Below are 26,216 nucleotides of genomic sequence, written 5' to 3'. Positions count from 1 at the left end.
AAAGTCTCAAATGGATCGGGTGTCAAGTCTACCCTAGCCATACCGACACAATAGGATCAAAAAAGAGCCCTACTGGGCTCTTTTTTGATCCTTAATTTGACCCAGAATTGATGGTCAGTAAACAAAACCTATTGCGATTTTTCAATCGGAATTCTGAATATTAAGGTATAAGCCACAGGTAGTACTATCAAGGTTAATACCGTCGCAAAACCTAACCCGAAGACGATAGTTACCGCCATCGACATGAAAAAGGGATCTGAAAGCAGTGGAACCATCCCTAACATAGTTGTCAATGCGGCCATACATACGGGCCTAACTCGGCTTACTGAAGAGTCATAAACCGCTTGAAAAGGCGATGTCCCTTCAATCATTTCTAGATTGATTTGATCAACCAATACGATCCCATTTTTCACTATCATGCCACTTAAGCTCAACATACCCAAAATTGCCATGAAACTAAAAGGCGCGTTTAAAGTTAACAAGCCTAGCGTGATACCGATTAATGCTAATGGCACATTTAACCAAATAACTAACGCTTGTCTTACTGAATTAAATAAAGCAACGGTGATTAAGAACATCGCCAGAAAACCCAGAGGTAAGGAACTGCCTAAGCTCTTTTGAGCATCGAGGGACGTTTCATATTCGCCTCCCCATTCCAACTGATAGCCATCTGGTCGTTCAATTGCTTCTACTTTGGCTCTTACTTTTGATAAAACCGAATCTGCTGTCTCGTCACTGCTTAGAATAGGGTCCGCTAAAATAGAAATAACACGTTTTCGATCACGACGCATGATGATTGGATTTTCCCATTCACTTTCAAACGAGGAAATGATTTGTGCTACCGGTACGAACGTATTGTTTTCAGAACTCCAGACTTGTAATTGAGCGATGCTTCCCGCATCTAAACGTTCATCCTCGGGAGCCCTCGCAACAATCGGCATAAGGTCCGATTGTTCACGGTATGTGCCGATTCCTAGCCCATTAAAATTCATAAGTAATGCCGAATCTAGGCTTTGTTTGCTTATGCCTGTTTCTCTTGCTTGAGCGAGATTAAACTCCGGACGTAAAATTAAAGTTTGATTGCGCCAGTTATGACGGATGTTCTCAGCGCTTGGTTCTTCATGAAATATGTCCATGGTTTGCGACGCTAGTTGGCGTAATATGATTGGGTCTTCACCGTAAAATCGTGCCTCAATTTTTGCGGCTGGTGAAGGTCCGTTCTCAATCAATTTCACTTTATATTCAGCTTCTGGATAGACATTCCGCAAGTGACTACTTATCTTGGGAAGGTAGGTATTCATTTTCTCTATACTGCTCATCTCAATGATCATTTGACCATACGAGCTGTACCCTTTCTCTGGCTGATAAGGCAAAATAAATCGTTGAGCACCCTGCCCAATCACTGTGGTTATATTCTCTAATCCAACATTCTCTTTTGCATCCAGAGCAACAATATCCTTTTCGATACGGCGGATGAACGCTTCGGTAAAACGTATATCACTGCCCTCCTCTAACCACACATCAACCATGAATATAGGTGTATTAGAGGGTGGAAAGAACACTTGTTTTACGAGCCCCATTCCCATAACAGACGCAACTAACAGGCTCATAACCAATAACATTGTACTTTTTCTAAATCTCATCGCTAAACTAAGTATGCTTCGATAAGCGGTGAACATGGCCCCCTTATAGGTATCCTCCTGCTTGCTTTCTGTCGTGCCATCTTTGAACAATAAATGACAGAAAAACGGCGTAATCGTCATCGCAGTAAACCAGCTAATGGATAATGAGATCAACAATACCTTGAACAATGAACCGCAAAACTCACCAGTATTATCTGGTGATAGTCCAATAGGAGCAAAGGCTAAGATCGCAATGACTGTTGCGCCTAGTAATGGCCATTGTGTTTGCTCCACAATAGATTTAGCGGCGTGAAGCCGTCCGTGTCCACGCTTGATTCCAATAATAATACCTTCTGTTACCACAATGGCATTATCGACCAGCATACCCAAAGCAATAATCAAAGCACCGAGCGAAATGTTTTGTAACTGAATACCAAGCACATTCATAACAATGAAGGTACCTGATATGGTAATCAACAACACCGCCCCCATTAAAATACCGGCTTTTACACCCATAAAGATAAGCAACACAATGATAACAATGGCAATAGACTCAGCAAGATTGACCAAAAAGCCACTGACTGTTTTTTCTACAATAGCACCTTGGTTATAGACTGTATTCACTTCCATACCCAATGGTCGATTTGCCATCAGATTGCCCATTTCTTGTGAGATTACATTAGATACATCAACAACGTTCACCCCTGAATTAAAGGAAACACCAATAGAAAGAGCTCGTTGACCTTTGTCATGGTAAATATCCGTTGGTTCCTCTGATATTGTTTTGTATATCGTCGCGATGTCACCTAGGTAGATCAATTCTTTACTATTTGGTCCACTAATGATCAAGTTTTCCATCTCGCTCACGTGATTGAATTCACCTGTTGGTGTGATTCGAACTCTGGTTTGACCAATCAGCATCTTACCGGCATTAGACACGACATTTTGAGTTTGCAGTTGTGCATAGATGTAATTCGGGTCTACCCCTAATGCCGCCAGTTTGGTTTGGCTTATTTCAACCACGACCTGCTGTTGAGGTTTGCCCATGACGGAGACTTTTTTAACTCCATCAATCAGAACTATTTCTCTTCGAATCACATCTGAGAATTTTTCTAATTCTAGATAACTAAATCCTTCTCCAGAAAGATTCATTAAATAACCGAATACATCAGAAAAATCATCAACAATGATCGGTTGTTCCACACCAGGAGGCAATTGACCGATAGTGTCACTTACTTTATTACGCAGCTCGTTCCATACTTGGGGTAGTCGGTCTTTGCCATATTCACTTTCCACTTCAACTTCAATTTGGGACAAACCAGCACTATTAATGGATTTAACCAATTTTAGTTGCTGCATTTGTTGAATCGCCTCTTCTAGAGGTAGACTGACTTCCTCTTCAACTTGCTCAGGTGATGCGCCTGGATAGGCGGTAATAACCAGCGCCTGTTTGATAGTAAATTCCGGCTGTTCCAGTTGGCCTAAACCTAAGAATGAGATAATCCCACCTAAGGTCATCAATATCACTACCATCCATGTGATGACTCTATTTTTAATACTAAATACGGCTGTATTCATAGTTAAACGCCTCGTTCCCAACGTAAAGGAACCACTTGGGTTTTTGAAGTAATGGCGTTAGCACCAACAGCGACGACTTGATCCCCTTGGGATAATCCAGCAAGAATTTCGGTACCTTCTGTACGAATCTTTCCAAGTACAACCGTCGATTTTCTCAGTGTTTTAGTTTGAGATTGATAGACCCAAACAAAATCTTGTTGCGTTTGTTCATCATGCACAATCGCAGTAAGGGGAAGTATTGTGATTGGTTGACCGGTGGTTTTATCATCTGTAGAAACCACAACCTCCGCACTCATGCCCGGTAAAATAGACAGCCCTTTAGGTGAAGTGAACGACAACGTCATTTTATAGGTTTGGCTTCCACTATTTACAACCGTATTCATTTCTTTAAATGTGGCCAGTAACGAGTCGCTTACCCCGTTAAATTTCACCCTGTATTGTCCTTGATTTGCTCTGAGGTTGGAGCTGCTCATGTTAAAAATATAGGATTCAGGAACATTAAACGTGAGGTCAAATTTCTCACTACTTTGAAGAGTCAATACGACCTGCGAGGCTTGTAACATTTGGTGATTCTCAAGATCTACCTTTGCAATTACACCTGAAAACGGTGCAATTAACGAGGTATAGCTAAGCTGGTCTTCTGCCGAACGGAGCGTAGCCAACGCCGATTGTAGCTGCGCTTTTGCAATATCAAATTCTGACTTTGATATCAGTTTTCGAACAAGAAGTTCCTTCTTACGCGTAAAGTCAACATTGGCTAACTGGTGGTTCGCTTCGGCATCCAGTAACGCATTTTTAGCATCTCTGTTATCCAACTGGGCCAATACATCCCCTCGGGTTACTTGTTGTCCTGCAAGTAGGTCTAAGTGTGTCAACAACCCATTGATTCGAAAAGCAAGATTTACCTGCTGGTTAGCGGCAACTTTAGCAGGGAAATTTTTATGTACTTCAGAAGGCTGGCGACCAACATTGATCAGTTTTATCGGTCGTATACTTTCCGTCGTCTTGTTCGGTAGTTCCAAGACTTGAGCTTGTGTTACGGGCACTACTGACAAAAAAGTGGTGATAGCTATTGCTATAGATCGGAATTTGAGAGCGGAATAATAGTGCATTATCTTTACCATCTTAAAAATATAACGCAACTATACGGAAGCTTTATGTTTCATAATACATGACAAAACAGCACTTAAGGTTCTATAATTCAGAACCTTGAAAACGACATAAATCATTGCGTTTTATTGCGAGATCAGAGCATGAAGACAGAAGATATTAAGATGTTCCACCATATTGTCGAAACTGGTAGCTTAGTCAGGGCATCAGAGTTACTTGATTTACCAAAATCTAATTTGAGTCGTCGGTTAAAGGCACTGGAGCAAGATCTCGGGATAGATCTCTTCCATCGCCAGCATAAAACCATTGTAGTGAGTGATAATGGTCGTCATTTTTATCAGACGAGTAAAACATTTCTCGAGCAATTTGAGTCTAAAATACAGGAGATGACCAGCAATAATTTTGAATTATCTGGTCATATACGCGTACAAATTTTGGCATTACCTGATATCAAAGATTTAGCGAATATCATTACCGAGTTTATGCGTATACACCCTAAAATAACCGTTGAAATCATTTGCAGTTCAACGGCATTTGAACTTATTGAAAATAATGTTGATATTGGCTTTCGAATTGGTCACCGACTAGAAGATATGGATCTAATTGCGCGAAAAGTTATTTCAGTAAACCTCAGTCTCTATGCCTCACCAGAATATCTAAATCAACACGGGACACCTCACTCACCAAAAGACTTAGAAGGTCATGAATTTATCCTATTTCGAAATTTCAACGGTAAAATTGAAAAACGAATCCGTGTTGGTGACGAACTTATTTTTACTTCTGGGCGCTTAATATTAAATGATTTGGATTTGGTCAAACAATCTTGTCTCGATCACCAAGGCATAGGCATTATTGCTGATCGTTCAGTTAAAAAAGAAATAAAAAAGGGTAAATTGGTTAAATTATTAATCGATTACCCAACAGAACAGGGCCACGGTTGGTTGCTCTATCCAAGAAGAAAGACATTATCACCACAGGCTAAAGCGTTAATTAACCATATTATCGAGCAGTACCCAGAACAGAATGAAAGAACTGTAATGGAACATTCAAACAACTCATAAAGTGGTTTACCCATAAGGCTAATTAGGTTACACGCCTAATCTCAACATGATAAGATCAAAAAAGAGCCCTACTGGGCTCTTTTTTACTTGGTTCATTTGGTTTGTGGCTAGCCTTTGACACCAAGTTTACTTAAGTATTCTTCGTAGCTACCGTGGAAGTCGCTAACGCCATCTTTCGTTATTTCGATAATGCGTGTAGCGATTGACGATACAAACTGACGGTCATGGGAAACGAAGAACAATGTGCCCTTGTAGTTCTCTAACGCAAGGTTAAGTGCTTCTATAGATTCCATATCCATATGGTTCGTTGGTTCATCCATCAGCAATATATTCGCTTTCTGCATGATTAACTTACCAAATAGCATACGGCCTTGTTCACCACCGGAGATAACTTTAACTGACTTTTTAATATCGTTTTGTGAAAACAGCATACGACCTAAAATACCACGAACAACTTGCTCGTCATCGCCTTCATTCTTCCACTGTCCCATCCAATCAAGCAGATTGAGGTCCTCAGCAAAGTCATGAGCATGGTCCTGAGCATAATAACCAATGTTGTTATTTTCAGACCATTTGATCATACCAGCCATTGGTTCCATGGCTCTAGCAAGGGTATTTAGTAGCGTTGATTTACCGATACCATTTTCACCGATAATCGCAATTCGCTCACCCACTTCAACCATCAAGTCGACACCGTTAAACAAGATATTTTCACCATAACCTTGTTTTAAACCTTCAACTTCTAACGCATTACGGAACAACTCTTTCTCTTGTTCAAAACGGATAAACGGCGATTGGCGGCTCGATGGTTTAACAGCATCAAGCTGAATTTTGTCCAACTGCTTTTGGCGAGAGGTGGCTTGCTTCGCTTTAGAAGCATTCGCAGAGAAACGGCTAACAAACGTTTGTAGTTCAGCAATTTGCGCTTTTTTCTTCGCGTTGTCTGCATGCAAACGATCGCGCGCCTGTTCTGCTGCAAACATATATTCATCGTAGTTACCGTGGAACATACGTAGCTCACCGTAATCAAGGTCCGCCATGTGAGTACATACAGAGTTTAAGAAGTGACGGTCATGGGAAATAATAATCATGGTGCAGTTACGAGCCAACAGGATATCTTCTAGCCAAGCAATCGTATGCATGTCCAAGTTGTTGGTTGGTTCGTCAAGAAGCATGATTTCAGGTTCAGCGAACAGCACCTGCGCCAAAAGTACACGAACTTTAAGACCAGGAGCAACCTCGCTCATCAAGCCATAATGTTGCGCTTCTGGAATACCTAACCCAAGCAGCAACTCCCCAGCTCTTGCATCAGAAGAATAACCGTCCATCTCGGCAAATTCAGTTTCGAGATCGCCTACACGCATGCCATCTTCGTCCGTCATTTCAGGTAACGAATAGATTCGATCGCGCTCTTCTTTGATCTTCCAAAGTTCTTTGTGTCCCATTATCACTGTATCAATAACAGTGTAATCTTCGTAAGCAAACTGATCCTGGCCTAATTTCGCCATGCGTTCATTAGGATCACAAGAAACGGTGCCACCTGATTGCTCTAGCTCGCCGCTTAGGATCTTCATGAATGTCGATTTACCACTACCATTGGCACCGATTAAACCATAGCGATTGCCGTTACCGAATTTAACGGAGATATTTTCAAATAGTGGCTTATCGCCAAATTGCATGGTGATGTTTGCAGTTGTAAGCACGGGACACCTAATAGTTTTCTTAATTACACAAAAAAGCTGGTCGATACCAGCTTTCCAAATTTGGGGCGATTCTAACAGCTTTTGTGAAGCACATCACTATCAATTATAGAAGAGTGGTTATTTAGCTGTTCTCTTCTCTCTTATGTTTATGCACATAATTAAGGATAGAAATCGGCACCTCTTTTGTTGGGACAAAACCTTCGACTGTTCGACGTTCAATCAGGTGGCCTAAACGACTTTCTATCATGCAAAGGTGTTTGAAGTTGTCTCTTGATACCAATGAAACTGCTTCACCTTGAGCATCGGCACGGCCTGTACGCCCTATTCTATGCACATATTCGTCAGCAGGATACGGCAGATCATAGTTAATCACGCAGGTAAGGTCATCGATATCAATACCACGTGCGGCAACACCTGTCGCAACCAGATACTTAACTGAACCATCTTTAAATGCCTCTAGCACGCGAGCACGCGAAGCTTGATTTCGTCCGCTGTGGAACGCCTCAGCAGCAATACCGCGCTTTTCTAACTGTGCAACCAGCTTGGCGGAGCCATGTTTGGTTTCAATAAATATCAACGCTTGAGGCCAACTGTTTTCGTTTAGCATATGGCTTAACAACGCCGATTTCTTATCTTTATCTACCGTGACTAACCACTGCTTAATATTACTTTTAGACGCCGCATTTTTAGTAATCGCGATCTCTGTTGCATCATTAATCGCTGTTCTTGCCAATTCGCGTACTGGGTTTGACATCGTCGCAGAAAATAGCAGATTTTGGATGTTCTTAGGCAGACGACCAATAATCTTATTGATATCTTCGATGAAGCCCATGTCCAGCATTCTGTCCGCTTCATCCAATACTAGAATTTCAGCTTCTTCAAAATGGACAGCATGTTGACCGTAAAGATCTATCAGTCTACCCGGTGTTGCCACCAGAATATCAATGCCATCAATCAGAGCCTGTTTTTGAGGATGGTAATCAACGCCACCATACATCGCCAGAGATTTAAGACCAAGGTGTTTACCGTATTGCACGATACTGCTTTCTACCTGAATCGCGAGTTCACGGGTTGGAACAAGAATAAGCGCACGGAAACGTTTCTTCTTTTGCGTTTCTCCCTTGCTCAGCATCTCCAGTATAGGTAAAACAAAACCTGCTGTTTTACCGGTACCCGTTTGTGCCGCTGCAATAAGGTTTTCACCTTTTAGAACCACCGGAATGGCTTGTTTTTGAATCGTTGTTGGAGAGGAGTAACCAAGGTCGGCTACTGCTTTTAGGATAGGATCGCTTAATCCAAGCTTAGAAAATGACATTGTCCGTCTCTAGTAAATTGTTAAATCGCGGGCACCATAGCTCACGATATTTAAAACATGTTAATTGTCGCACAGTGTAGCGGCTTTAATTTTAAAATCCACTGCTTACGCAGCATGCATTTTTTCTCTTAGTTTCGAGTGTAGAATAAATGCTCTTAGCAAATTATAGCCAATACATATCCAATTCAACATGATACAGACACCAATGCTGATGGTAATTTGTGGTACAAAAAAACTAATCACAATCGATAATAAGACGGCTAAGTATAGCCAGTACTGCAACTTACCTTGCTTTCGACTAATCAAGCTGTAGTGATCGGGCAACATCATCATAGAAGCGGGATTCGCCATCGCGACTTTCTGCAGGTGTAACGTGATCAGAAAAGGGACAATTTTGAGCAGCATTCCTTGTATTACACCAAAAATAAAACCAAGAGCAATAACCAACCCTAACAGAACCTCTAGTTTTCCCTTTATTTCCGCAGGGAAATAAGGCAGGGCGATAATAAACAAACAGCCAATGGCAAGGCAACCGTAACCCACTCGCCAATAGTTGACCACCACATCGGGCAGTTTTCTTCTTCGCTTACTAAGCTGAACACTGCCAACTACAGCGTAAGCAATACCAACTAAAGCGTTAAACACACTGACATAATAGAGGTCAAATCCTGCGAAGGTAGCCAACGTCATCATGACCAGCGAAAATACGGCACCAAAGACGAGTGTATTACGCCAAACTTTGGGGAAGACCGGGGTGACATGAAACATAGGAATAACTTGAAAGCTGACGGCCATCACAAGTAGCAGCACCCAGCCAAAGATACCAATACTCGCATGAAAATTGGTTAACGCTTTACCCACGGCAGGTTGAATTCCCCATAAGTAGCCAGAGATAAGCAACAAGCCAGCAACCAATAGCAAACCCAACGAGCAAACCGCCAATAAAATAGGCAGTCTTGTCTGTTCTCCTCCGGCATTTTTAATTAAAACCCATGCCAATGTAAGCACAAAATAACCGATACTCAGACCGAGGAAAACAAAGCCAAATACAAAACTAACCCACCCCATAAACGCGGCGGCGAGTGTTAAGGTTCCAGCTATCATCCCCATGTGCAGTAACACCAGCAGTGATTTTTCAATGGTGATAGGCGCTCCACATAACACAGGCATTATCTGAAACAGTGACCCGACCATTATCATTGCCATAACACCTAAGGCGAACAAATGCGTAATAGCAAGTGAAGCAGGCATCCATCGGGTCAACCATATCTGACTGCCTTGATCTATGAGTAAAATAGAGCCAAGGAGGGCAAAGATTGGGGCGGTAAGATAAAAACGTAGTGGAACATCGAGTCTAGGAATGGCATCAAAATTAAGTCCAGTCATTCTCATTGCTACGAGTCCTCACGTATTCTGTTGTATCAACATCATCTCTATGCCAGATAAATATAAAGTGTTTGCCTTCATCTACCTCCACATGTCGATATGAATACTTAGATTGGATGATTTCAAACAGAGGTACGGGTTTTCGCCTGTGTGAAACACGTAGTAGGCCACCCATCGGCAAACCAGATAACACTTTGGTTATCTCCGTTAAAGGGTGAGGAGGCTCCAAAATACTCACATCGAGCCTGAATATATCTGGCAAATTAGGTGACCGAACATTTGTCGTGCCGTCATTAACCATAGCTCGATTAACCTCGAGAAGTTGACAGTTGGCTATCCATTTGGGATACGACTTCATCATTGTTCGGCAAATGCATATCGGTCATAGGATAGAGCATCTGTTCTTCTTTCATATTATGCTGTTGAATCAACAACATGACGCTTTCAACTATGCCCATGGCTCTGTCTAGGTTCTTATCTTGAATGGCGTTGTTCATCTGTTCAAACATCCCTTTAATCTGGCTATGTTCTGAACGCATAACCATAGTCGGGCCACCCGTCATACCGGTTTTTTGTTCAAATGCTGGAAAAAGAATCTCCTCTTCCGCTGTAAAGTGCGCCACCGTCTCTTGCTCAAATATCTGCCAAGCTTGACTAAACCCAACCCAATTTTTATCAGCCAATAAACCTTCAGCGTCAACCAATAGGTTGTCACACGTCTTGTGGTGTTCCGTCATATAATTTTGGATAGAAGACATCGAGGACCTCTTAAGTCGTATTTCAAAGAATCAATATAATTATTAATGACCTAGAATTATATACCTTTTAAGGCGTATTTTACCGACGATCATCAATCTTCACTCAAATATTTAATCCAACGCAGGCTTTCTTCGCTCGATTCTATCCTGTGTAACTTAGTGGCGACCTGTAATGCTTGTTCCTTTTGTCCGATCGCGCTCAGTGCTTGTGTTTTTGCCAACAGCATTTGGCTTGTCTGGTTAGTCAGTTTATCAATGCTAATTAGTGCCCGTTCATGGTCCCGCATTTTCAGTAACAAAAGCGCATGTTGCCAATAAAACTTATTGTCAATTTGTGCCGCCTTAAGCCAAATAGAGGCAGCCTTATCCCACTCTTTCGCCGCCTGCCAATACTCCGCTTGTTTGGCCCGCAATGTGGCACTGTTGTCTAGCCCTTTTAACCTTGCATAGGTTTGTGCCGCTTTCTTTGGAACCCCATCCTGTGCATACAATTGAGCCATCAACATCAGATATTGATCACTCAACTCAAACCCCACACGATCCGCCTGTTGCAAGGTAATCAGTGCTTGCTGCTGCTGTTGCGTGTAAATATAGAGCGTAATCAGTTGACGCCACCATACGTAGTTGTCTGGTTCTAATATTCTCAAAGACAACGCTGTTGGCACTGCATTTTGCCATTTCTTCCGTGCAAGCTGGGCCCCAAGCAGCATATTGAGCGGCATCACTTTCAGCGGAAGTTTTGCTTGTTGACGATATCGTTGTTGATGACCAATCGACAACTCGACTCGCGCCCACTCCTGCTGTTGATATTGTGCTTGAGCGATTCGAAGCCATAGCCATTCCAGATCGTCTGCTTGTTCATACGCGGGTAATAACTTTTGGTAGTGGAATTCTGCCAATTTATACTGACCTTCCATCAATAAGATGTCGGCTAACATTCGTTGTGTATCTTGATGCTGAACGGCAGGCAATGCCTTCTGTTCGATAGCCAACGTTAACGTTTTGATCGCCAACAGTGGCTGCTGAGTTTGCCAATAAAGTCCACCTAGCATGCGATTGACATACGCGAAGTCATATTGTCCACTTGGGTTCAAATTTGCTAAAACAGTGATCGCTTCATCCGGTTTTTCTTTAAGCTGCAATTCATAGGCAATTTGCACCTGTCGAGCAGTGCGATACGTTAACTCTTTTGATTCCGCCCACGCAACAGGCGACGCGAATAACCAATAGACCGTCGCTAGAAAAAGTGCTGAGATTGATTTACGTTTCATCACTGGATTTTAAACTCCAGTTTTACTCGTTGACCGCTTCTAACTTGTGCCAATCCATTCACCATCATTGGTTGATATTTCCATCGTTTCAATGCTTTTAGTGCTTCCCGATTAAATACTCGCGACGGATAAGACTCTTCTATCTTAATATTTTGGGGCTTTCCAGCGCGGTCAATATCAAAAGAAAACACCACATAACCTTCTATTTTTCTCTGTAGTGCTTTTCTTGGGTAGATCGGATTCATACGATGCAAAGGCATCAGTTGTTGGGTTTGTCCCATTTTCACTGATATTGGTTGCTGAACCAATGGAGTGTTTGTGGCCTTGGGACTTGGAGTACTAGGTACGACTACGGCAAATTTCATGTCTGTCACTGATAGAGCTAAGTTTACTTCTGGAATCGGCGCTAACGTCGGCGTATTCAAGAAGACATCTTGTTGAGGCTGAGCCAATGCCTGTTCGGGAGGTAACGGCTTCATTTCCGGCGGTTTAGGGAGCTCACGGCTTTTCCGTTGGCTTAGCTGCTCAGTTTCGTTCATAAAGAAATCAAATCGTATCGACGCATTTTTTGGCTTGCTCTCTATGGTATTGAGATCCACCATCCACGCCATCAAACCCATAAGGCCATAGCTTATGAATAACGCGAGTGGCAGCGCCATTAAGAAGCGAAGCATCTATTTCCGCTCCGTCGCTAAAGCAATATTAACAATGCCGGCACCCTTGGCTGAGTCCATAACCGAAATTACCGTACCGTTAAACGCAAATTCATCGGCCTGAATCACCACCGACGTGTTAGGTTGATCGGTTAAAAGCTGCTCTAAGTTAGCCTGTACTCTCTCTTTGTCTACGATACGCTTGTCGATAAAGATCTCGTTATTGGCGGTAATAGCAATGAAGATACCCGCTTCTTTTTGACTAACGGTGTTAGAGGCTTGAGGTCGATTAACCTCGATACCTGATTCTTTAACAAAAGAGCTGGTGACAATAAAAAAAATCAGCATAATAAATACGATATCGAGCATCGACGTCATATCTATCTGTGCTTCATCTTGATTTTTTTTTCGGCTACCTAATCTCATGTTCGGCTCCTCATTAACTTCTCTAAATGCACTTCTCTTTTCTCCAATGCAGCAAACAGTTGGGAATAACAAAATACCCCAGCCAATGCAGCAACCATACCCGCCATTGTTGGTAACGTCGCCATGGATATACCCGATGCCATCAACCTTGGTTGCGACGTTCCTTCTACCGCTAACACATCAAAAACGGAAATCATTCCTGTCACCGTACCGAGCAAACCAAGCATTGGAAACAGACTGATGATCAATTTAAGTAGATTGATATTCTGAAATAGCTCTATGTGTGCTTGATTGACCCATGCGTCACGCTGTTTTTGTGCGTACCAGGAATGGTGGTCACCCCTTGCACCCCAATTTTTTAACCACTCATTTTGCCTTTTGGGAAACGTAACCAACAGATAGAGCATCCGTTCGATGGCAATAAGCCAGAACAGCAAGATAAGGGAAGCTAACCACCAAAGTATTGGGCCACCTTTGGACATAAATTGTGCCAACGCGTTCCCAAAGCCAAGGTCAGAAAATAGGCTCATCCACTCCACGTTTAGCTCTGCCCTAAATCTTGTTCAGCGCGTTGTGCCACTAGGCCAACGCCCTGTTTTTCTAACAGTGTTCGTACGTTTTCGGCTTGTGAGCTTAGTACATTGTGCATAAACAACAGTGGCATGGCAGCGACTAAGCCAAGTACGGTTGTAATGAGTGCAGTAGAGATACCGGATGCCATCATTCGTGGATCTGTATTGCCAAACTGAGTAATCACTTGGAATGTTTCTATCATCCCTGTCACCGTGCCGAGCAGACCTAACATGGGTGATAAAGCAGCAAGGAGTTTGAGCATAGAAAGGCCTCGATCTAACTTCTGTTGCTCGTCTAAAATCGTCTCATATAGGCGCAGTTCTAATGCTTCTACGTTGGGTGACTGATCATACTTGTACACTCCTAAGACTCGACCTAGTGCATTATTTCCTATGGTATCTTTGTCTTTCAGTTGAGCGTTAATGTTGTGTCGGCTTATAAATAGGAACGTCCCTTGAACCAAGCCGATGAGCAGACCAATGGACAGCAGTACCAATATCACTTTACCGATTGCGCCACCTTGCTCGACTCTTTCCTTTATGGTCGGCGTCAATGAAAGTTGCTCTAGTAACTTGCCACCAGATGGGTCGAAGACGAACAATGCCGTGTTCACCTCAGCGAGGCCAACCTGAGGTAGATATTGAGGTTGAACTTGATAAGGCTTAGCGCCTCTTTGTTCACCCGACCAATCTAAATAACCACCATTGTCTAACAACCCAAATGAACCGATACGCACAACGTCTTTACTTGTGACAACACCATCAGGTAGAACGTACGGTACCTCTAACTCGGTAATCGTTGAGCCCACTTCTAACTGGCGTTCAAACGCATGCCAAAGTGAATATAATTGAGACTTGGAAGGTAACGTTTTTGCGGCAACGATAGCGTCGACTGCGCTTAAAGAACTGGCTTCTCCAATTGCGGTTATTGAGTGTTTCTGGACGAATTGAAACTCTTTGGCTACCTGCCTAACCACACCAAAAAGTTCACCTAAGCTGCCAGACTCTAAATGAAGCTTTTTTTCTGTCTCCGCTAGAACTTGTTCATTATGGCTAAATTGGTCGCTGATTCGCTCTATATTGGTTTGTAAAGTCGCACGTTTTGCTAACAGCTCATCGCGTAGTTGAACCAACGCCTGCTCTTGGGCTTTAAAGGACTGCTCCCTGTTTAAATTAGCGACATTTTCTTCGACACGAACTTGTTTCGTCGTGTCCAATAGATCGGTTTGCGCTTGAGCGGTAGAAACCAAAAGGGTCAACAGAACGATACTGATTATGTTATTCATTTGCTCACCTCTTGTGTGGAAAGGGGCAACAATAAAAGACGGGGTGATACACGTTTGTTAGCAACCAAAAATGCATTATCTAGATCACTAATTAACGCCGAATTTAACAGATGCCATGTCTTCTCTTGAGCACTCCAAACCCAGTATTCTTTCTTATCTAGGCTACGAGCAATGAATGACACATGTCCAAGATAAAGCTGCTCAACTTCGCGAACCACACCATTAATCTCTATTGCATTGGTGTAGGTGCCAAGTTTGCTTACGTAATCGAGTTCTATTTGATAAGCCTCTAAGATACGACGAAATTTTTCAGCATCGCTAATATCGGCTTGTACCATAAGCTGACGTAGTTGCTTCACTCTATCAACGCGTGTATCTAGACGTATCGGCATATCACGTTCAATATATGTCGCTAGACCATCCAACATCTGATACATCAACGGAACAATGCTCTGCCTCGTCTCCGCTATTTCATCTAATTGCGATTCTACGCTGGTGAGTTCCTGGTCTTGGCTAAGAATTAAATTACCAAGATGGTCTTCATAAATCGCAAGTCCATCCACCTCTGCCTTCAGCGATTCAATTTCAGATTGTAGGTCAAAAGCATGTTCTGAACTGTCGTTCACAACATGTTGACTGCGCCCTGCGTCTTTAATAATAGCTTGCTCTACTTTCGCTGATTCAGCGAGAGAGCCCGCATTAACGAATCCTATCACGGCCATGAGACCTAACACCGTTATGCTTTTTAATCGCATTTTGTTTACATGTTTATTCATAAGAAATTAGCTTTTTGTTCGCCCTTTAATTAGGAGAAGTATGAAATAAACTCCCCCTATGATGGACACTATCGTACCCGCCGCGATCTGCGATGGATACACTATATTTTGTCCCAACCAATCTGAAAAGAGCATAAGTGTGCCCCCTATCAAAGCAGTCGTTATTATTTGTTGTCCTACCTTTCTCGCGCCCAACATGACGGAAATATGCGGCGCTAACAACCCAACAAATGCCACCGGCCCCATAAAACTGGTAACAACACCACATAGCAATGCAACACAACAGAGTAAAGTAATAAATACTTTGCCAACATCAACCCCTCGCGATTGGGCAAATACTCGACCCGCAGAGATTAGCGTCAACCATCGCTGTGTCAAGAAAACGAAGGTGATCAAACCCGTGACCATCACCGCCAATATGACAGCATATTGCGGTGAGACTCTATACGTTGATCCAGCCAACCAGTTTAGAATAACATAAGAGTTTTCATCACCACGTACCAATGAAAACTGGACCAAAGCCTCAATCAAAGCGGTGAGAGCAATCCCAATAAGTACCATCATAGATGGTGCATAGTTATGTCTTGTACCCAATAAAAGCAGAATCACAAGTACCAATAAACTACCAAAGAAGGCGACTAAAGGTGCCGCTTCAAATATATTGAACCCCAAAAAAAGGCTACTACCCACTAGCGCAAATGTCGCACCGGCGGAAAGACCCAAGATATCAGGACTCGCTAACGGATTATAAATCAAACGTTGTAACAACACCCCTGCCACGCCTATACCCGCACCTGCGGATAGCGCAGTCAACATTCTGGGCCAACGGAGCTCTAAACCAAATTCACTCGGCCACTTTAATGACCATACAATACTTTGATCTATCACTTGTTTAGAAACAAAAAGGGACAGAAAGAAAACCCCTATCAAAACAACAACCACACCAATTATTGTCTTTATTTTGAAAATAAAATTGGTCTTAGGTAAGGTGAAAGATAGGCTGTCCTGAGCTTTTAATTGCGTTCGAGAAAAATAGATCAGTGCCGGAGCACCAATAAAGGCCGCCGCTATGCCACTTGGGACAATATCTAAACTCAATGAGCTCAACCAAATGGCTAATGTATCCGTAAACACGAGCAAAAACGCGCCCAAAACGGTACTTAAATTAAGCTCCGCCAATGGTGTTCTTGCCTCTAATTTCCTCGCAATATTCGGCGCTAACAGTCCGATAAAACTGATGACGCCGACGGTAGAGATGACGGCAGAAACAACCCAAAGACCCAAACCAATTAACAACAGAAACATCGGTACGATATTCAATCCACGAGCGGTGGCGTTAGTCTGCCCCAATCTTAATAAGGCTAACACTCGTGGCGCGAACGCAAAAATCAGCAAAGCAGGCACTAACTTAGGCAGCAACCATTCTACTTGATCCCAACCATTTTGCGCTAAATCCCCTGCGCCCCAAATAAACAGATTCTTAGCGGATTGCTCATTGAGTAAAATAATCGCAGTGGCAATAGCACCAAGAAGAATATTCACGGCCATCCCGGCGAGCACCACCGGTAAACCAGATAGGTTTCTTAAACCGGAAACAAGGATCACCAACAACAGAGTTAGCATCGCCCCTAGCAAAGCGAAAATAACCGAGTAATCGCCAGCTAACGATGGAAACCAGATATTGCAGATGACGAGGGCCAACCATGCACCTGAAGCTGAACCAAGGGTTAATGGTGAAACCAACGGGTTTTGGGTTAACTGCTGCATCAAACTGCCCACCAAACCCAGTGTAGCCCCCACCACCAAAGCCATTACTAACCTAGGTAATCGAGATTCCAAAAATAAAATTGAGGCATAATCCGCGTGTACACTCACACCAGAAAACCATTTTTGCAGTGCATTTATTTGCACCATAATGCTCATATCACTCGCGACCTGAAGCGACATGATCAAACCTAGAAGTAGAAAAACAAAAGCGTGAAAATACCGTTTTTTAATCATAACTAATTCATTTTTACGGTATTAGGTGCGATCTCTAACAACGCGGTTGATAAGACCTGAGCATTATAGAGAATCGACATCGCTCCACCGTAGTTCCATACCGCAGACACGCTATTCACTCGGTGACTTCTTACTAAGGGCATCGCTTTCCATAACACCGAGTTTGTCACCTTCTTCTCTTGTTCAAAAGGTTTGAAGTAAAGTGCAACGCTTTCATCCGTTAACTCGAATAGCGCGTTCAATCGCTTTTGAGTGACACCCCACTGAGTGGGCGGCTGAGGCAATGCCGGAGATACGCCTAACTGCTGCAATGCAAATTGTGTTATTGAGTTATCACCATACAGATAGATCGATGAAGTGCTAGAAAATCGAAAGGCGGCGACGGTTGGCAGTTTTCCTTCATATGCCGTTTCCAACTTGTTTTTCAATTGGTCTAACTCGTAAAACATACGTTCCAGTTTTTCCTCAGCATACATCTGCTTACCCAATACCTTCGCAATGCTTCGGAAGTTTTGAATGGCCGCCTTCACGTTGTCATGATCGGCACTGAAGGTTTCAAAAGTAAGCACGGGCGCAATGCGCTCTAGCCTAGGAATGAGATCAACCTGTGGCGATGAGATAATAATGACATCCGGTTTTAGTTCTGCTAGGCGCTCTATATTAGGCTCTACTCTGGTACCAATATCTTGTACTGAGCTTGGTACTTCTGGTCTTACGACCCATTCGCTATAACCAGTAATATTGGGCATCGCCACTGGGACAACACCTAATTCCAAAACCTGTTCTGCTATATCCCAATTCAATGCTGCCACTTTAACTGGCACTTTTGAAAGTATCTGTAGACCCCTAGTGTCTTTTATTTGTATTTGAGAAGACTCCGGCTCTATTTGGGCAAAAGGATAGCCAGAATAAAGAGCGCATAGTGTTATGAATATTGATTTAATTAGCATATAACCGCCACTTTAGCGTTTTTATTTGGGTGATTGATTAATTGAACGTGGGTAGAAAATAACTCGGTGAGTCTATTTTCATCGTGTAAAATGCTCGCATCGCCTTCGAACGCAATCCGTCCTTGCTTTAACGCGATGGCTTTTGTGGCGTATCTAAGGGCTAAATTGAGGTCATGTAAAATAACCACAACACCTTTCCCTGTCTCTCGATTTAATCGTTGCAACAGATCCATTATTTGATATTGATATTGGATATCTAACGCGGACGTAGGTTCATCTAATATGAGCAAGCCAGACTGCTGTGCAAGCAACATCGCTATCCATGCACGTTGCCTCTCACCGCCAGAAAGTTCGTCAGCAAGGGCTTGTCGAAACTTACCGATCTGAGTTTGTTCTATCGCTTGGTCTATGTATACACCATCTTCTTTCGTCCAACGAGAAAGTACACCACGCCAAGGGTATCGGCCTAAACGAACGAGTTCTTCGACACTCAGCCCTGCCACTTCTGGTAATGTCTGTGGCAGGTACGCAATCTCACGGGCCAGTTTCTTGCTACTTAAATGACGTAACAATGTACCTTTCCATTTCACACTCCCTTCATCCGGGCGTATATGGTTAGCCAATAAATTCACAAGCGTCGACTTTCCTGAGCCGTTGTGCCCCATGACGACCGTGAGCGCTTTTGGGTCCACAGAGAGCTGGTCTACATCTAAGATCACTCTTTGGTCTCGGGTCACCTTAATATTCTCTAACTGGTACATATTCGTTCTCTTTTTCTAGGGCAATTTGAGCAAAGTTGACCTTGTTCTGTTTTATACACAAGGCAGCAACTGCGCCTAACAAATTGCAGCGACCCGTCCATAGACTCTGAATATGACCGTAGATTATTGAGTGGCAGTCGGCATGAAGAAAGCCATAGCTCTGCATGGTGATACAATGTGTGGTTATCTATATCTGGCCTTGCTACGCGCAGTTTCACTAAACTCTCAAGCAATGCATCAGCGAGAATCTGTCTCGTAAAACCAGGGCGACACCGTAACCATGAATCGATCAGTAATCGGTAGTGTTCAAACATATACGTTAATTGAATGCCAGCTCTACTAATCAAGTTGGGGATCTCATCCGTTATGAAATCGAGCGTCTGAAAACGATATCCCATGATATAAGCGCCTTCTCTTTGTTGAGCAAAACCGTCAAAAGTAGGTAGTGCTTGCAACCCATAGATAGATATCACACTGATGTAAATAGGCTGCCAGCAAAGCAACTCCCACGTTCTTGTTAACCAATACGCGTGACCCGCTTCTGGATGAGCCAACTCAATAGCACCATACAGATGCTTAATCACAGTGAGGTCGCTTGATTCTCCAACTAACATTGTTGAATCATAAGGTGCTAAGCTCCCTTTTAGATACGGCGTAACGGTTTGACACAGGGCGTCTAACTGACTAAATCGTTCTCTATTTTGTGTTTCAATAATATTCATATTCAAATAGCGAACGCGACCTATATTAATAGGCAGCGTTCGTAAATTAACGCCCTTTAATATTGGTAGTTGACGTTAAGTTCAACGGTTTGTTCTGCGCCATACCAACAGTTAGCCGTGTCATAACAGGTGTAATACTCTTTGTTGAACAGGTTATTCGCAGAGAGATTCACTGTTGCACCTTGCAACGATTCAGATACCCCCTGTAAGTCATACCCTAAAGACAAATCAACCAAGGTGTAGCTTGGAACTTTGCCAGTATTCGCCGCGTCTATTTGCATGTCTCCTACATACCGCACGCCAGCACCTACCCTTGTTCCCGCAAACACACCTTGGGAAATTTGATAATTTGACCAAAGGTTGGCGCTATGCTCGGGAACATAAATCGGTGTTGTCCCTTCAAGGCCTCCATCACTATCCTCCGTGATTTCCATATCAATATAGGTGTAACTCGCGCGGATATCCCAAGCCTGTGTAATCGCAACTTGACCTTGCAATTCAACCCCTTGAGAAACCACCTCACCCAGTTGAAGTTTTGCTCCCCAAATATCATTTGGGTTGGCCATCAACGCGTCACTTTTAACAATGTGGAATAAAGAGGCGGAACCGTTAATCATCCTATCTGGGGATTGATATTTCACCCCGACCTCTACTTGTTCGCCCATTTCAGGATCGTAGGCAGCGCCATTACTATTGACCCCAGTAGCGGGTTCAAAGCTGGTCGCATAGCTAGCAAAAGGGGCGACACCATTGTCGAACTCAAACAGAGCACCTAACCGATAAGAAAATTGCCCATGGTCGGCTTTCGTGTCGGATGTCGAATAGTCGTCGTTGTATTTACTTCTGCTTTCATAGTTGTCATACCGACCACCAGCTATCAAGACCATACGGTCCCAGCGTAGCTGATCTTGAAAATAGACCCCTAATTGCTCGACTGAAATGTCATCCTTCGCATCATAATTTTTTGTTAACGAATCTCGGTCCAACAGATTGTTATTAGGCGCGTAGATATTAAATCCATAGAACGAAGCGCCAGATGTCGCATACTCTTTATAAGCAGACTCCCCATCAAGGCGTTGATAATCCAATCCAAACAATAGGTTGTGTTCAATATCACCTGTATACAAATAACCTGACAATTGATTATCTATAACATAGCCCTTTGACTCTTCATCGGTACTGTAGATGTTCCGAGCTAATGTCCCCGTCGACACATCAAAGCCTGACGCTCGGTGATAGGTGTTCTTCTGCGAAAGTTCTGCATCGGTATATCGGAAGTTTTGTAAGAATGACCAGCTATCGTTAATTTCATGATTAATTTTATAACCCATCATCAAAAACTCGCGCTCAAATGAGCTCCAGTTTTCATCACCGACAAAGGTAGACGAACTAGTTGCGCCATTTGAATTGGGATAAATCATCCCAGATGCGGGTAATGAAGAGTTCATACCCATCGCAGGGTCATTCTGATAATACAGATTAAAATTGATCAAGGTTTTGTCTGTGACTTGCCAATCAACCGAAGGCGCGATAACGAAACGTTCTTCTTCTGTGTCATCCACTTGCCCATCTTGCTTACGCGCTAACGCGACAAATCGATAACTGAGGTCGCTATCACCAAACTGGCCAGTGGTATCAATGGAGGCTTCAACCAGATTTCGCGATCCCGTTGAAAGCCCAAGACTCGTTGCAGCCTGTTTTTGTGGTGGCTTAGCGATCATATTTACCATTCCACCCGGTGGCATTGAGCCATAAAGTACCGACGAAGGTCCTTTAAATATTTCTACTTGTTGGAGAGCAATTGGGTCGATTTGTGGCTGTAAATTCCAACCCGTTAAGGACTGTAAGATCAGACCATCATAGTAGCTTTGCTTTGCATTAAACCCACGAATAGTGAACGTATCATACATGGTGACCGCGCCACCTTTTGTTTCTGTTACCACGCCGGGGGCATAACGGAGTGCTTGACTAAGCGATTTCGCACTGCGCTGTTCTAATTCTTCAGCATCAATAACCGTAATGCCTTGTGGGGTTTCCTCAGGATTCAACGAGGTTTTTGTTGTCGTATTTCGATACGATTGACCCAACACCTGAATCGTTTCGGTTTCCGCATGAGAGTCTGTCGAATCTGCAAATGCGCTAGCAGAGAAAGAGAAACTAAAAGAGAGCGCTATCGCAGTTGTGATCGCACTGAGTTTGAACTCAGCATTATTGTGATTTTTATTCATAGTAACCTGCATAATAAGAACGGTATTAACATATATACTGACCCTCTTTAACATTAATGAGAATCATTATCATGCAGATAATAGATGAAATCGATACAAAAAAGTTAACAATTTGGTGCAACTAGCAACGATATTTATAATGTAGGTAGGCAAAGTTTATTGATGTATAGGCAACCAATACTCCGCGAGTATCGTTCGTTGAGCATTTTCGAAAGGCGGGTGATAAATCTCCATTTCAAATGCGTTGTCTACCGTTTTATATCCTGACTCTGGAAGCCACATTGCGACCAACCAAGTCACCGCTTTATGGAACTCGTCGACATCTCCCCTATACGGCAATACCGCATAGCTGCATTCTCCAATTTCTAGCTTCTTGCAAATTAACCCACCGTTTGAAGGCTTGCCAACGATTGTTTGCTCGACACCAGCCCAATAGATAAGTTCTCCATCTACCTGACTAGGCGACATATCAATGATGCCGATATGGGGTACGTTAACCACGTTACTGAGATCGGTTTGCTTAAAGAATGCCTCCCACGCATAAGGAACCGTGCTAGAAAAATCAGGTTCTGGCGATTGAAGCCCTCTAATTATCGACGGCACACCATTGATAGAGAAGGCATTCTTGTGTTCCAGGCGAACTTGATAGAGCGTATTTTCTGGATAAAACACAGATTCACTACTCTTAATCGCCTTGGTCAAAGGCGTTTTAATTCCCGTCTTTAATCCATTCGATTGATAGCGTTTAGGTGACACACCAAAGAACTGCTTGAAGGCACGGCTAAAGGCTATTTCGGAATTAAACCCAAATTCATACGCCACATCTAATATGCGGTGCTTTCCTTCAAGCACCATTAATGCCGCTTGACTGAGCTTAATTTCCCGAACATATTGCGCTACATTGAAACCGGTATAAGCTTGAAAAACTCTCTGCAATTGCCACCTAGACCAGCAGCTTTTCGCGGCTAACTCGTCTAGGCTTAGTGGCTCCTGAATATTGTCATGTATATAGTCGAGCAATTTTTCTATTCTGGTATAGGGTATCTTCGCGTTCACAATCCAATTTCCCATACCGTTGACATGACTGCATTAATGTTCATTTATCGCGCCTCATATACCGACACTGTTTTTTCCAATTCAATCACTTCAGGGTCTGGGATATTCTCTTCAGGAAACGCCTTCTTCACTTTTTCCGTTAGCGCCTTAGCAAACACCTGATAAAGTACACGCGTTGACACGGTAAGGGGATATTCCACCTCTGACGGCAATTCAAATACTTCGCGACGAGTTTGACCTGATTTGATACGGGTATCTTTTCCGATCTTCACGTATCGCCAGAAAAGCTGTCCTACTGGTTTACCTTCTTTATCCACCCCAACCTTAACAAATTTGCGTGCATCTTTAGGAATGTATCCGTCCTTCATCACTCCGCTTTCAAGTACCTTTTTTCCATTCGCGTCTGTCGCAATCACTTCTAACCAAACCTGTCTACGTGCGCCACCAGGCATATCGTGTCCCGAGTTAACATTGGTGATAATTGCCGCCAATTGATTGCCTGTTTTTTCCACCCGCAACGTAAGTGCCGTTTTAAGAATATCGATACTCAGTTTCTTATGTTCTGGGTTTCTCATTCCCGTAAAGTAGTAGTTACCGCCGACAAAATGATGGGAACGCATGTTCTGCTTAATAGGACCGTCGTCTGTCGATTGGCCTGCAACGCGATTATCGAAGTCCGTGACATCCTGCGTCATATGACAGTCGATGCAAGTTTTGTGTTTAGACGGATCTTCAGGCGAATTAAACGGTGATGCTAACCACTCACCAAAGTTGTCATTAATGATTGCCCCTTGTCCGGTCGTGAACTCGTTATGGCATGTCGCACAATAGAGTGAACTTTGGTACAGCTCTGGGTTCGAGTAAGACACTTTGTGTTTTTCTGGTGCGGCATTTATTTGTTTTTCCGATAACCATTTAAGTAGACTGGTATTCGCATCCTCAAAAACATACGCTTCTCTGTCTTTAAGATTGACTGTCATGTCGGTATTGCCACCGGCATTTTCGGCCTTGGAAATACGATGACAGAACACACACCCTGTTCCTCTTTCGTTCACCGATCGACCATGAGCAAACGCCTCAACCAGAGATTCGCCTCCTTTTTCGTACATATTGCCAAATTCTTTCAACGGTTTATTGTCACCATTAATCACCATCTGCGGCGTATGACAGCCTCGACATAACACTCTAAATTCTTCGCCTTCAACTTTTGCGGCCAGATCTTCGTGTTGACGATAGTAAGGGTGATCCATATTCATACCGTGATTCGAATCTGCCCATTGATCGTAGATCGTGGTATGGCAGTCCGCACATTCAGCCGAATTGATCCATTCATCCGGATGGGTATAGCGTTTTTTGTCATCCAATCGCAACCACGTAGAAAGATAAGGCAGATTCTCCTGAACACGTACGTACTCATTCAACGCGATCATCATTTTCGCCACTTCTACTGGCGGATTTTCAACGTCAACCAATGCTGACGCTCCTTCCCGTGAATCGCCCCCCATGCCGCCCTGAGTTTTTTGAATGATATCGACATACGCACCAACAGGGTCGCCTGCAATCATTTTTCTTACATCAACATGCCCCGTCAATGCGTTCTCAAATCGATTTTTTCTGCCATCTTCCATCAATTGACGGTTTGTAAAATTAAATCCGTCGATATGGCAAGAGTTACAGCTCATCCAAAAATCGCCCGCCATAGGAAATTCGGCATAATCCGCGGTGTTAGCGCTATTGAATAACGTTTTTCCTAGACGAAGCTGACTTGGCAATGGATCGAATAATACCAAAGAGGCAAAATTGCCTTCGGTGAGTTTTACTTTAGCAAAAGGGCCCGATTCGCCAGTATCAAATTTGGCAATATTCAATGACATCGCATTTTGCACATACAGCTCTCTACCGCTGATCAACAATCCTTTAGGATTATCACCCGGTACACCGCGATATATCTGGGTGGCTTTAACCCCGCCTTGAAATTTCTTACGACGGTGGCGGTTTTTGTTTTTCTTTCCTTGTCTGGATAGGTCGAAAACCAAAAGGTCTTCCGAACCTGCCAACGTAAAGATAACCTTCTTACCGTCCTCACTAAACTCACCATCGTGAGGATTGGAAACAATTCTGGTACGATTTCCACTCTCTATGATATTGATTTGCTTAAACAGTTGCTTTCGCTCTTGTTCTATCTCATGTTCATTACCAACCTCCAGATCTAGGATAGAGATAGCAGGGAATACCGTTGATTGAAACTGAAAATCATGACCAAAAGACCAGAGCACATGAGGAAGCCACGCCGTGCTACCATCTGGGGAGATGACAATATTATCTAGTTTCCGTGGTTTACCCTGTGAAACGGTTCTGCTTTTATTTTCTTCGCTATCGGCGAGTTGAATCACCTTCAACAACGCAGGTTTCTTCACAGACACGTCATAGATCGATACCTGTCCCGTTAAGGCATGAGTTACCAATAAGCGGTTATCATCAGTCAACGCCAATCCTCGTGGCGACGGTTGGGTCGTTACCGTTTCAATCAATGCACCAGAGCGATCGATGAGTAGTAATTTGTCTTTCTCAAAACTAGTGACGTAAAAGAGCTGATTTTCAGGACTGAATACCACGCCAAAAGGGCGTGCAGGAACGGGCGTTTCCGATATGACGTCAAGCGAGTTGGCGTCCAACATCACCACTTTGTCTTGTAGATAATCCGTCGCCAAGAGCAACGTTTGGTCATCACTAAAGGCAATACGACGAATATCTCGCCCTATTGTTTTCTCCTTTACTATCAGGCCATCTTCACGGGAAAGAATACTGACACTACCCGCGTCAAAGTTCGCACTGTAGATACGTGACTTGTCTTGACTAAAACGCAGAGAGCGGCTCTTATCGCCTGCTATCGCGTTATGTGAAACCAAGGCTATTAACAGAAAAGCCAACCCTTTCAAAAATTTGTATTTGCTACTTAGCATTTTTTACTTTGCTCATCG

At 43.2% G+C, this 26,216-nt stretch carries 21 protein-coding genes; 1 reads left to right on the top strand and 20 read right to left on the bottom strand.

Going from position 1 to position 26,216, the window contains the following annotated elements:
* Positions 1-128: 128 nt before the first annotated feature.
* Together L3V77_RS23900 and L3V77_RS23895 are read right to left on the bottom strand one after the other, a co-directional pair.
* The gene (locus tag L3V77_RS23900) at positions 129-3,200 is read right to left on the bottom strand and encodes an efflux RND transporter permease subunit (protein WP_275137316.1); all 3,072 of its coding nucleotides are present in this window, start codon (positions 3,198-3,200) and stop codon (positions 129-131) included.
* A 2-nt stretch (positions 3,201-3,202) separates the two neighbouring features.
* Complete coding sequence (locus L3V77_RS23895; protein ID WP_275137315.1) at positions 3,203-4,312, bottom strand: efflux RND transporter periplasmic adaptor subunit; 1,110 nt, start codon at positions 4,310-4,312, stop codon at positions 3,203-3,205.
* 141 nt (positions 4,313-4,453) lie between these two features.
* Here L3V77_RS23895 and L3V77_RS23890 point away from each other — a divergent pair, with 141 nt between their 5' ends.
* The gene (locus L3V77_RS23890) at positions 4,454-5,371 is read left to right on the top strand and encodes a LysR family transcriptional regulator (protein ID WP_275137314.1); all 918 of its coding nucleotides are present in this window, start codon (positions 4,454-4,456) and stop codon (positions 5,369-5,371) included.
* 107 nt (positions 5,372-5,478) lie between these two features.
* Here L3V77_RS23890 and L3V77_RS23885 read toward each other — a convergent pair whose 3' ends face one another.
* From L3V77_RS23885 to L3V77_RS23800, 18 genes are all read right to left on the bottom strand, one after another.
* Positions 5,479-7,074 carry an ABC-F family ATPase gene (locus tag L3V77_RS23885; protein ID WP_275137313.1) on the bottom strand — a complete coding sequence of 532 codons (1,596 nt, stop codon included), beginning with the start codon at positions 7,072-7,074 and terminating at the stop codon, positions 5,479-5,481.
* 121 nt (positions 7,075-7,195) lie between these two features.
* A complete protein-coding gene (locus L3V77_RS23880; protein WP_195705308.1) occupies positions 7,196-8,389 on the bottom strand; it encodes a DEAD/DEAH box helicase in 1,194 nt (397 codons plus the stop codon).
* A 105-nt stretch (positions 8,390-8,494) separates the two neighbouring features.
* Positions 8,495-9,781 (bottom strand): hypothetical protein, encoded by a 1,287-nt coding sequence (locus L3V77_RS23875; protein ID WP_275137312.1) that lies wholly within the window; start codon positions 9,779-9,781, stop codon positions 8,495-8,497.
* Positions 9,762-10,076, bottom strand: coding sequence for a DUF2249 domain-containing protein (locus L3V77_RS23870; protein WP_275137311.1), 315 nt, complete (start codon positions 10,074-10,076; stop codon positions 9,762-9,764). Before L3V77_RS23870 ends, L3V77_RS23875 begins: the two co-directional genes overlap by 20 nt.
* 7 nt (positions 10,077-10,083) lie before the next feature.
* A complete protein-coding gene (locus L3V77_RS23865) occupies positions 10,084-10,533 on the bottom strand; it encodes a hemerythrin domain-containing protein (protein ID WP_275137310.1) in 450 nt (149 codons plus the stop codon).
* 92 nt (positions 10,534-10,625) lie between these two features.
* The gene (locus L3V77_RS23860; RefSeq protein WP_275137309.1) at positions 10,626-11,804 is read right to left on the bottom strand and encodes a hypothetical protein; all 1,179 of its coding nucleotides are present in this window, start codon (positions 11,802-11,804) and stop codon (positions 10,626-10,628) included.
* A complete protein-coding gene (locus L3V77_RS23855) occupies positions 11,804-12,478 on the bottom strand; it encodes an energy transducer TonB (RefSeq protein ID WP_275137308.1) in 675 nt (224 codons plus the stop codon). The genes L3V77_RS23860 and L3V77_RS23855 overlap by 1 nt, the downstream gene beginning before the upstream one ends.
* Complete coding sequence (locus tag L3V77_RS23850; protein ID WP_275137307.1) at positions 12,479-12,883, bottom strand: biopolymer transporter ExbD; 405 nt, start codon at positions 12,881-12,883, stop codon at positions 12,479-12,481.
* Positions 12,880-13,413, bottom strand: coding sequence for a MotA/TolQ/ExbB proton channel family protein (locus tag L3V77_RS23845; RefSeq protein ID WP_275137306.1), 534 nt, complete (start codon positions 13,411-13,413; stop codon positions 12,880-12,882). Before L3V77_RS23845 ends, L3V77_RS23850 begins: the two co-directional genes overlap by 4 nt.
* Positions 13,414-13,424: 11 nt before the next feature.
* On the bottom strand, positions 13,425-14,741 hold the full coding sequence (locus tag L3V77_RS23840; protein ID WP_275137305.1) for a MotA/TolQ/ExbB proton channel family protein: 1,317 nt from the start codon (positions 14,739-14,741) through the stop codon (positions 13,425-13,427).
* Positions 14,738-15,517: a DUF3450 domain-containing protein gene (locus L3V77_RS23835; protein ID WP_275137304.1), complete on the bottom strand. Its 780-nt coding sequence runs from the start codon at positions 15,515-15,517 to the stop codon at positions 14,738-14,740. The genes L3V77_RS23840 and L3V77_RS23835 overlap by 4 nt, the downstream gene beginning before the upstream one ends.
* Positions 15,518-15,523: 6 nt before the next feature.
* Complete coding sequence (gene fhuB, locus L3V77_RS23830; protein WP_275137303.1) at positions 15,524-17,518, bottom strand: Fe(3+)-hydroxamate ABC transporter permease FhuB; 1,995 nt, start codon at positions 17,516-17,518, stop codon at positions 15,524-15,526.
* A 2-nt stretch (positions 17,519-17,520) separates the two neighbouring features.
* Positions 17,521-18,468 carry an iron-siderophore ABC transporter substrate-binding protein gene (locus tag L3V77_RS23825; RefSeq protein WP_275137302.1) on the bottom strand — a complete coding sequence of 316 codons (948 nt, stop codon included), beginning with the start codon at positions 18,466-18,468 and terminating at the stop codon, positions 17,521-17,523.
* Positions 18,462-19,229: an ABC transporter ATP-binding protein gene (locus tag L3V77_RS23820; RefSeq protein WP_275137301.1), complete on the bottom strand. Its 768-nt coding sequence runs from the start codon at positions 19,227-19,229 to the stop codon at positions 18,462-18,464. Before L3V77_RS23820 ends, L3V77_RS23825 begins: the two co-directional genes overlap by 7 nt.
* On the bottom strand, positions 19,217-19,951 hold the full coding sequence (locus tag L3V77_RS23815; RefSeq protein WP_275137300.1) for a siderophore ferric iron reductase: 735 nt from the start codon (positions 19,949-19,951) through the stop codon (positions 19,217-19,219). Before L3V77_RS23815 ends, L3V77_RS23820 begins: the two co-directional genes overlap by 13 nt.
* A gap of 56 nt (positions 19,952-20,007) precedes the next feature.
* Positions 20,008-22,179, bottom strand: a complete 2,172-nt coding sequence (locus L3V77_RS23810; protein ID WP_275137299.1) for a TonB-dependent siderophore receptor — start codon at positions 22,177-22,179, stop codon at positions 20,008-20,010.
* 156 nt (positions 22,180-22,335) lie between these two features.
* Entirely contained in the window at positions 22,336-23,235 is a 900-nt protein-coding gene (locus tag L3V77_RS23805; protein WP_275137298.1) for an AraC family transcriptional regulator, read from the bottom strand.
* A 44-nt stretch (positions 23,236-23,279) separates the two neighbouring features.
* Positions 23,280-26,198, bottom strand: coding sequence for a multiheme c-type cytochrome (locus L3V77_RS23800; RefSeq protein WP_275137297.1), 2,919 nt, complete (start codon positions 26,196-26,198; stop codon positions 23,280-23,282).
* Between the last annotated feature and the right edge of the window lie 18 nt (positions 26,199-26,216).

This window comes from Vibrio sp. DW001 (assembly GCF_029016285.1).
Classification (GTDB): Bacteria; Pseudomonadota; Gammaproteobacteria; order Enterobacterales; family Vibrionaceae; genus Vibrio.
Note: the sequence above shows the minus strand (reverse complement) of the source record. Positions and strands in the feature narration are given on the sequence as shown.